The sequence below is a fragment of the Streptomyces sp. NPDC059668 genome (assembly GCF_042734135.1).
GTDB lineage: Bacteria > Actinomycetota > Actinomycetes > Streptomycetales > Streptomycetaceae > Streptomyces.
In genome coordinates this window covers 25,149-32,052 of the sequence record NZ_JBHWEL010000066.1, presented here as the reverse complement: position 1 = coordinate 32,052, position 6,904 = coordinate 25,149, and the positions used below count along the sequence as shown (strand labels likewise).

3 protein-coding genes, 1 tRNA gene and 1 other RNA gene are annotated in these 6,904 nt (G+C 75.1%); 4 read left to right on the top strand and 1 reads right to left on the bottom strand.

Annotated elements, in window-relative coordinates; translation table 11 throughout:
* Positions 1 to 138 precede the first annotated feature (138 nt).
* A tRNA-Ser gene (locus tag ACFV2J_RS33395) sits at positions 139 to 226 on the bottom strand.
* A 71-nt stretch (positions 227 to 297) separates the two neighbouring features.
* On the opposite strand from ACFV2J_RS33395, the gene ffs reads away from it, so the two are divergent.
* From ffs to ACFV2J_RS33375, 4 genes are all read left to right on the top strand, one after another.
* Positions 298 to 396: signal recognition particle sRNA small type (gene ffs / locus ACFV2J_RS33390), an RNA gene on the top strand.
* 108 nt (positions 397 to 504) lie between these two features.
* Positions 505 to 2,868 carry a DNA polymerase III subunit gamma and tau gene (locus ACFV2J_RS33385; RefSeq protein ID WP_385442175.1) on the top strand — a complete coding sequence of 788 codons (2,364 nt, stop codon included), beginning with the start codon at positions 505 to 507 and terminating at the stop codon, positions 2,866 to 2,868.
* Between the two features lie 319 nt (positions 2,869 to 3,187).
* A complete protein-coding gene (gene purD, locus ACFV2J_RS33380; RefSeq protein WP_385087609.1) occupies positions 3,188 to 4,465 on the top strand; it encodes a phosphoribosylamine--glycine ligase in 1,278 nt (425 codons plus the stop codon).
* Positions 4,466 to 4,774: 309 nt separating this feature from the next.
* Positions 4,775 to 6,637: a hypothetical protein gene (locus ACFV2J_RS33375; protein WP_385087630.1), complete on the top strand. Its 1,863-nt coding sequence runs from the start codon at positions 4,775 to 4,777 to the stop codon at positions 6,635 to 6,637.
* The last annotated feature ends 267 nt before the right edge of the window (positions 6,638 to 6,904 follow it).

The following is a 6,904-nucleotide window of genomic DNA, read 5'->3' as shown; positions in this document are numbered from 1 at the left end:
GTGCGAGCGCCAGCCGGCGCTCGCCGCCCGCTCGCTCGCGGGCCGCGCCGCCGCCCGCGGGCGCGCCGACAGCGCTAACCTCGCGGCCCCCCCCCCCCCCGGCGGGGGCCCCCCTTCGAGTCGTGCCCGGTGAGGCACTGGCGGAGGATACGAGATTCGAACTCGTGAGGGGTTGCCCCCAACACGCTTTCCAAGCGTGCGCCCTAGGCCTCTAGGCGAATCCTCCGCGGCAAACAATACAAGACGTTGAGGAGTGCTCGCGAACTCGTTCCCCCCGCCCGGATCAGGTACTGTGAGCGCAGCCCCTCACGTGGCGCTATCTGACTGAACTCCCCCAGGGCCGGAAGGCAGCAAGGGTAGGTCGGCTCTGGCGGGTGCGTGGGGGGCGCTTGCGTCTGCCGGGGATGTGAGGGCGAGCCGTCCCGTCCCCGTTGCCGTCCGCCGTCATCGCACTGTCATCGCGGGCGGTCCTTGTTGTCGGTGGGCGCCTATAACCTCGTACGTGTGTCGTCTCTCGCGCTGTACCGCCGCTATCGCCCGGAGTCGTTCGCCGAGGTCATCGGGCAGGAACATGTCACCGACCCGTTGCAGCAGGCGCTGCGGAACAACCGGGTCAATCACGCGTACCTGTTCAGCGGTCCGCGCGGGTGCGGCAAGACCACCAGCGCGCGCATCCTGGCCAGGTGCCTCAACTGCGAGCAGGGGCCCACACCGACGCCCTGCGGGGAGTGCCAGTCCTGCCGCGACCTCGCACGCAACGGCCCGGGATCCATCGACGTCATCGAGATCGACGCCGCTTCGCACGGTGGTGTCGACGACGCCCGTGACCTGCGGGAGAAGGCGTTCTTCGGGCCCGCGAGCAGCCGGTACAAGATCTACATCATCGACGAGGCCCACATGGTCACGTCGGCGGGTTTCAACGCGCTGCTGAAGGTCGTCGAGGAGCCGCCGGAGCACCTCAAGTTCATCTTCGCCACCACCGAGCCCGAGAAGGTCATCGGGACGATCCGCTCCCGTACGCACCACTACCCGTTCCGGCTGGTGCCCCCGGGGACCCTGCGCGAGTACCTCGGCGAGGTCTGCGGGCGCGAGGGCATTCCCGTCGAGGACGGGGTGCTGCCGCTGGTCGTGCGGTCCGGCGCGGGGTCCGTGCGTGACTCCATGTCCGTCATGGACCAGCTCCTCGCGGGAGCGGCCGACGCGGGTGTGACGTACGCCATGGCCACCTCGCTCCTGGGCTACACGGACGGGTCGCTGCTCGACTCGGTCGTCGAGGCGTTCGCCTCCGGGGACGGAGCCGCGGCCTTCGAGGTCGTGGACCGCGTGATCGAGGGGGGCAACGACCCGCGGCGGTTCGTCGCCGACCTGCTGGAGCGGCTGCGCGACCTGGTGATCCTGGCGGCCGTGCCCGACGCCGCCGAGAAGGGCCTCATCGACGCCCCGTCCGACGTGGTGGAGCGCATGCAGGCCCAGGCCGGGGTCTTCGGCGCCGCCGAGCTCAGCCGCGCCGCCGATCTCGTCAACGAAGGACTGACGGAGATGCGCGGCGCCACCTCGCCGCGGCTCCAGCTCGAACTCATCTGCGCGCGCGTGCTCCTGCCCGCCGCGTACGGGGACGAGCGGGCGCTCATGGCCCGGCTGGACCGTATCGAGCGCGGGGTGAACTTCTCCGGCGGTGGCGGCGCCCCCGCCATGGGATACGTGCCCGGTCCCGAAGTACATGGAATGGCCGCGGCGGCTCCGGCCCCCGCCGGCCCCGGGGTCCCGCCCGGCGGCGGACCCGCGGCGGCCCGTGCCGCCGTACGGGCGCAGGGTCCCGGTGAGGGGTACGGAGGGGTCGACACCGCCGGCGCGGGCAGTGGCGCTCCGGCGCAGGGCGCGGGGGCTCCCGCCCCGGCCGCGCCCGCCGCCGCGTCCCCGGCTCCCCCCGCCGCCACGCCGGTCGCCCCCGCTCCGGTCGCCCCCGCGTCCCCGGCCCCTGGCCAGACGGGCGAGCCGGCGCGAACTCCGGCCGCCGCGGCTCCCCCGGCGGGGCCCGCACCCGGTGCGTGGCCGACCGCGACGGCCGCCGGCAGCGGCAGGCGTCCCGGCGGCTGGCCGACGACGACTGCCGCGGGCGGCGGGCAGGCCCCGGCCGCACCCGCGGCACCGCCGGCGTCCTCGGCCCCGGCCGCACCCGGCACCCCGGCGGCGCCCGCCGCCGCCCCGATGCAGGCTCCCGCGGGCGGCGGCCCCGACCCCCGCGCGCTGTGGCCGAACATCCTGGAGGCGGTCAAGAACCGCCGCCGCTTCACCTGGATCCTGCTCAGCCAGAACGCCCAGGTGACCGGATACGACGGCACGACGCTGCAGATCGGCTTCGTCAACGCGGGCGCGCGGGACAACTTCGCGAGCAGCGGCAGCGAGGACGTCCTCAAGCAGGCGCTGGCCGAGCAGTTCAACATCCAGTGGAAGATCGAGGCGATCGTCGACGCCTCGGGTGGCTCGGCCCCGCCGATGACGGCACCCGGCCCCGGCTTCGGCGGCGGCGGTGGCGCGGGCGGTGGGTACGGCGGCGGTGGCGGGTACGGCGGTGGCGGTGCCGGATACGGCGGGGCGCCCGCCGCACCGCGCCCCGCGGCCCCGCAGTCCCCGGCCCCGGCCTCGCGCCCCGCCGCGCCGCAGGGGCCGCCCGCGGGCCAGGCACCGGCCGCGCCCGCGTCGAGACCCAGCGGGCCCCCCGCCCCCGAGCCGCCGCCCCCGGTCGCCCCCGAGGACGACATCCCCGAGGACGACGACCCCGACCTCGACGAGTCCGCACTCTCGGGCCACGACCTGATCGTCCGCGAACTGGGCGCGACGGTGGTCGAGGAGTTCTCGAACGAGTAGCCCGCGGCCCGGGTCGGCCCACGGTCCGGTGACCCACGAGCGTCCGAGCGAGCCGCGGCCACGGCTCATGTCCGCGCCATGAGCGCGGCCGGTGAGGCGCCGGGGCCCGGGATACCCCGGAGCCGGGATGGCCCAGGGCCCGTGAGACCCCCTGGCCGCTGAGGCAGCGCCGGGCCCGTGAGACCCCCAAGCCGCTGAGGCAGCTGGGCCCGTGAGACCCCCAGGCCCCGCACCACCTGGAGGATCCCACCAACTCCGCGGGCCCCCCGCTTCGGAAGCCCCCACAAAGGCACTCACCTCCGGCGGATAGGCTGACCCCGTGAAGGTCCTTGTCATCGGCGGCGGCGCCCGCGAACACGCCCTGTGCCGTTCCCTGTCCCTCGATCCCGCCGTCACCGCCCTGCACTGCGCCCCCGGGAACGCAGGCATCGCGGACGTGGCCGAACTGCGCGCGGTCGACGCCCTCGACGGCACCGCGGTGGCCGCGCTGGCCACCGAGCTCGGTGCCGAGCTGGTCGTCGTGGGTCCGGAGGCACCGCTCGTCGCCGGGGTCGCCGACGCCGTGCGCGCCGCGGGCATCCCCTGCTTCGGCCCCTCCGAGGAGGCCGCGCAGCTGGAGGGCTCCAAGGCCTTCGCCAAGGACGTGATGGCCAGGGCGGGCGTTCCGACCGCCCGCTCCTACGTCTGCACGGCCCCCGAAGAGGTCGACGAGGCGCTCGACGCCTTCGGCGCCCCCTACGTGGTGAAGGACGACGGCCTCGCGGCCGGCAAGGGCGTCGTGGTGACCGACGACCTCGCGAAGGCCCGGGAGCACGCCAACGCCTGCGAACGCGTCGTCATCGAGGAGTTCCTCGACGGCCCCGAGGTCTCCCTCTTCGCGATCACCGACGGCGTGACGGTCGTCCCGCTGCAGCCCGCCCAGGACTTCAAGCGCGCGCTCGACGGCGACCAGGGCCCGAACACCGGCGGCATGGGCGCGTACTCGCCCCTCCCGTGGGCGGACCCGAAGCTGGTGGAGGAGGTCATGGAGACCGTCCTCCAGCCGACCGTCGACGAGCTGCGCCGCCGCGGCACCCCCTTCTCCGGGCTGCTCTACGCGGGCCTGGCGATCACCGGCCGCGGTGTACGGGTGATCGAGTTCAACGCCCGCTTCGGCGACCCCGAGACACAGGTGGTCCTCGCCCGTCTGAAGACCCCGCTGGCCGGCGTCCTGCTCGCCGCCGCCGAGGGCACGCTCATCGACCTGCCGCCGCTGCGCTGGAGCGACGACGCGGCGGTCACCGTGGTCGTGGCCTCGCACAACTATCCGGACACCCCGCGCACCGGCGATCCCATCACCGGGCTCGACGAGGTGGCGGCCCAGGACGCCCCGCACGCGTACGTCCTGCACGCCGGGACGAAGCACGACGGTGACGCCGTCGTGAGCGCCGGGGGCCGCGTGCTGTCCGTCACGGCGACCGGCACCGACCTCACCGAGGCACGCGCCCGCGCGTATGCCGCGGTCGCCCGTATCGGCCTCGACGGTTCCCAGCACCGTACGGACATCGCCGCGAAGGCCGCGGCGGAATCCTCGGCGGGCGCCGCCGCGACGGCGTAGGACCCCGTCCCCGCACTGCCCCCGGGCCCCGGATTCTGTACGGAATCCGGGGCCTGATCATTGCCCACGGTCATCCACCTTTCCCCAAAGCCATTCCATCGAGTGAGCGATGCCCCATCCGCCTGACGGGGGCCGAGGCCCCAACTACTGTGCGGCGAAAGCATTCCGGCACTTGGCCCACCGGCATTGCGATGTCGGTGGCGGGTGCCACAGTGGGGGAGTGAGCAAAGCCAGGGCATCCGCCGGCGCGGGCTGTCGAACAGCCCCGTACGAGCGGACAGTAGGGGGTGATCTACGGTCGTGACCGGTATGGGTGTGGAGGTGGGCGCGCAGGCCGCGCGCTCCCGGGCTCTCGCCGTGCTGCGGATCCGCAGCCGGGCGCTGGCCGTAGCCCTGCTGCCCGCGGCTGTCGCCGTCGTGCTGCTCGTCGGCGGCACGACCGGTCACCTCACCGGCGGACCCTGGCCCGTCACGCGCTGGGTCGTGACGGTCCTCGCCGGCCTCGTCCTCCTCGCGGCCGCGGGCATCGCGCTCGTCGTCGCCCGCGCCCGGCCCGCCGTGAGCCCCACGGTCGCGATCGCGGAGGAGTCCGCCCCCGACCTGTACCGCATGGTCCGGGACCTGGCCGACCGCCTCGACGTCCCGCCCCCCTCCGCGATAGCGCTCACCCCGGACTGCGACAGCTGGCTGGAGGACCGCACCCACCCGGCGCACGGCCCGCCGCCGCAGGAGGCCAGGGACGAGATAGCGGGTGCGCGAGGGGCCTCGGCACACGTCCGCCGCACCCCCGCCGCTCCCGTCCTGGTCATCGGCTCGCCCTTCCTGTGGTGGATGCGCGTCGGTGAGCTGCGCGCGGTCCTCGCCCCGGTCGTCGCCGGGACGGGCCCCTCCGCCCATCCCGACATAGCCGCGGCCCGCCGTTTCGTACGGGGGCTGGACGCGGCCGTGGCCGTGACCTCGGCGCCCGCCCACGGCCCGGTGGTCCGCACGGTGCTGGCCGGTGTCGGCTGGGTGACCCGTCTGCTGCTGCGCAGCTGCCGGGGGCACGCGGCCGAGATGGAGCGGGGCGTGGCGGCCGCCGCGGCCGAGCGCGCACAGGCCGTGGACTACGGCCTGCGGATCGTCGCCCAGGAGCAGGTGGGTCTGGCCTACGCGGGCTGGGACCGGCTGCTGAACCGCGTCGCGCTGCCCGCCTGGCGGATGGGCCGCTGGCCGTCCCGGCTGGACGCGGGCGTCGTCGCGGCCCTCACCGAGCTCTCCCGCCGCGACCGGCTGGCCGAGGGCTACACCTCGCGCCTCGGCGAGCGCCCCGCCTGCGACCTGCTCGAAGAGCCCGGCACGGTGGACGAGGCGGCCTCGCTGCTCGCCGCCCGCCTCTTCCATGGCGGACCCGCGGAGACCGGGCCCGACTGGGCCCCGGTGGACTGGCAGGAGTATCCGGACGAGGTCGTCGACCGGACCTGGCGGGCCGACGCGGCCCGGCTGCACCGGGTCCTGGACACGCTGGGCGTCCGCCACTCCCCGGACCCGGCGGTGCCCGACCGGGGCGGCCCGACACTGGCACGCGTACTGGACCATCTGACCGCGCCGCCGACCGGAGCCGAAGCCGGCGCGGACACGGGCGCGGCCACCGACTGCCCACGTGCCGCCGCTTCCGGGACGGCCCCGGAGCCGGACGGGGAGCCGGTCCCCTTCGTCGGCCGCCGGCGCGGAGCGTACGAGCAGATGAGCGCGGACGAGGACGACGACGGTCTCGGCCTCGGCAGCGAACGGACGGCGGCACTCGCGGCCGGGCTCAGCGCGGAGCTGGCCCGGGACGAGGCGTCGACGCCGGCCTCCGTACCGAGCGGCGGCGCCGAGCAGCCGGGGCCCGACCTGGCGTTCTGGGAGGACGGGATGCTGCCGCTCTTCCCGCTCCAGCCGCCGCGCACCGGACGGGAGCTGCTGGCCGACCACGTCACCGCGATGGTCTGCTGCGCCGCGATGGACACCGCGGGCGCGACGCCGGGGCTCGACTGGCTCGACGGACCGTCCCTGCTGGTCGGCGGCGAACGCGCCGCCGATCTGGGCCCCCGTGTGCTGACCCTGGTCGAGGACGGGGACCCGGCCCCCCTCCGGGACTGGCTCCGCCGACTCGGCGTCCGCCCGGAGAAACCGGTCCGGCTGGTCTGACCACGACGGCAGGACAGCACGACGGCAGGCACGACGGCAGGCACGGCAGCAGGACGGCACGGCGGCAGGACCGCAGGACGATCACGACAACAGGACGATCACGACAACAGGACCGCAGGACCGCAGGACGATCACGACGGCCGCGACGATCACGACGGCGACGCGCCGGTGCCGAGCCGAGTACCGGGCTCGGCGCCCGGCGAGTGGGACCCTTCCCACTCATCCCCGTCCGGATCTTCCGCCCGGATCCGGATTCGCCCGTTCCGT

Excerpts from the sequence above, each read along its gene's own strand:
- ACFV2J_RS33375 (WP_385087630.1), top strand. The coding sequence starts at position 4,775 with ATGGGTGTGGAGGTGGGCGCGCAGGCCGCGCGCTCCCGGGCTCTCGCC.